Raw genomic sequence first — 2,161 nt, 5'->3', positions numbered from 1 at the left:
AACGCACTTCTTTACCCAAAACTAAGCGCTTATATTGCCGATTAGCTTCTTCACGAAAATCAGCTCGATCGATATAAAGTTCCGGACTAAATGGCACTTGTCGAGTGCCCATCTCAGGTTTATTAGGATGATTATACATCGTCAGCATTTGCTCATCAGCAGACATATTTTCAATCACTAACTTTATGGGATCTAATACCGCCATTGCCCGTGGTGCATTTTCATTTAGATCATCACGAATACAAGATTCCAATGCTGCCATTTCAACAGTATTATCTTGCTTAGTCACGCCAATACGCCGACAAAATTCACGAATCGACGCTGCCGTATAACCACGACGACGTAAACCTGAAATGGTTGGCATTCTGGGATCATCCCAGTTTTCAACCCTATTCTCCGCCACTAACTGATTTAGTTTACGTTTTGACATCACCGTATAGGCAAGATTTAGACGCGAAAACTCATACTGTCTTGGATGACAATCAATGGTAATATTATCTAATACCCAATCATATAATCGGCGATTATCTTGAAATTCCAGGGTACAAAGTGAGTGGGTAATCCCCTCCAATGCATCCGAAATACAATGAGTAAAATCATACATTGGATAAATACACCATTTATTACCCGATTGATGGTGTTCAGCATATTTTATCCGATATAACACCGGATCGCGCATGACAATAAAAGAGGATGACATATCAATTTTAGCACGTAGGCAGGCCTTTCCTTCTTCAAATCCACCCGCTCGCATCTTGTCAAATAGCTGCAAATTCTGCTCAATAGTGAGATCACGATATGGGCTATTTTTACCTGGCTGCTTTAAAGTTCCGCGATATTCACGAATAGCATCGGGACTTAATTCATCAACATAAGCTAAGCCTTTTTTAATCAGCTCAATAGCATATTGATATAGGTCATCAAAATAATCTGACGAATATTTTACGTTACCATTCCAATTAAACCCTAACCACTTCACATCTTCTTGAATAGAATTAACATATTCAACATCTTCTTTAACTGGATTAGTATCATCAAAACGCAAATTACATTGACCCTGATAATCCTCTGCAATACCAAAATTCAGACAGATTGATTTGGCATGACCAATATGTAAATAACCATTAGGTTCAGGTGGAAAACGGGTATATACATGAGTATGCTTACCGGTAGCCAAATCTTCTTCAATAATCTGGCGAATGAAATTTGTTGGGCGAGTATCTGCCTCATTCATTGTCATAGTTCCTCAATGCAAAAGCATGTTAATAACGCTTTTATCATCTACGATATCCGAATTAGAAACAACCGTTTATTAACATATATTATTAGGCTTTATTTAATCAATAAAAAACTCATAAAGGAAAAACGGGAGGTTCATAACCCTTCCCGTTTTTATTCATTATTAATTATATGGTTATCATATCAAATCATAATGATAAAACACATTACTTCAATACATCATAAATTGGTGTTACTCCAGCGATTACTTCACCAGTTGCAAATATTGTCAATCCCTGATAATCATCAATATTACTGATAACGACTGGACTTATCATTGACTTAGCATGCTGTTCCAAATAATCGAGATCTAATTTCAGGATAGGCTGACCTACCTTTACATCACTATTTTCTTCAACTAAACGCTCACAACCCTGCCCCTTTAACGTTACAGTATCAATGCCCATGTGAACGATCACTTCAACACCTTCATTTGTCTCGATGCAGAAAGCATGATTGGTAGCAAAAATTTTCACAATCTTGCGCGATACAGGCGCTAATACCTCACCACTCGTTGGCTTAATCGCTAAACCATCACCGACAATACGGCTAGCAAAAGCTTCATCCGGAACTTCATCCAGGGAATAAATTTCACCACTAACCGGCGCCACCAGCGTTAAAATTGTTTGCCCCACATGCTTATTTTTTACTTTCACGAGTTTCGCACAAAACTAATTTGGGTACGCTAATAAAACACGGATGTGCTCAGCAATAGCATTTTTGATTACGTCCCAATTTTGTTGATAAAGGGTTATTTTTTCAGATATACGACGTTTATGTTGTTCAAACCACGCAGAAATAGCGAGAAAAATATGATTTCTTTGCGCTCGGCTCGTGCGAGCCTGACAGCGTTCAATACCACAATTTTGTTTAACTTCTCGAT

Annotated in this window: 1 protein-coding gene and 2 pseudogenes; all 3 read right to left on the bottom strand. The window is 37.9% G+C overall.

Annotated elements, in window-relative coordinates:
* A partial coding sequence (gene glnS, locus CBG25_RS15915) for a glutamine--tRNA ligase (RefSeq protein ID WP_290607863.1) occupies nucleotides 1-1,234 on the bottom strand: 1,234 nt, incomplete at its 3' end.
* A gap of 211 nt (nucleotides 1,235-1,445) precedes the next feature.
* A pseudogene (locus CBG25_RS15910) lies at nucleotides 1,446-1,901 on the bottom strand (glucose PTS transporter subunit IIA); the annotation flags it as partial.
* A 48-nt stretch (nucleotides 1,902-1,949) separates the two neighbouring features.
* A pseudogene (locus tag CBG25_RS15905) lies at nucleotides 1,950-2,161 on the bottom strand (hypothetical protein); the annotation flags it as partial.

The sequence above is a fragment of the Arsenophonus sp. ENCA genome, assembly GCF_002287155.1.
In the GTDB taxonomy this organism is placed as follows: domain Bacteria; phylum Pseudomonadota; class Gammaproteobacteria; order Enterobacterales; family Enterobacteriaceae; genus Arsenophonus; species Arsenophonus nilaparvatae.
Note: the sequence above shows the minus strand (reverse complement) of the source record. Positions and strands in the feature narration are given on the sequence as shown.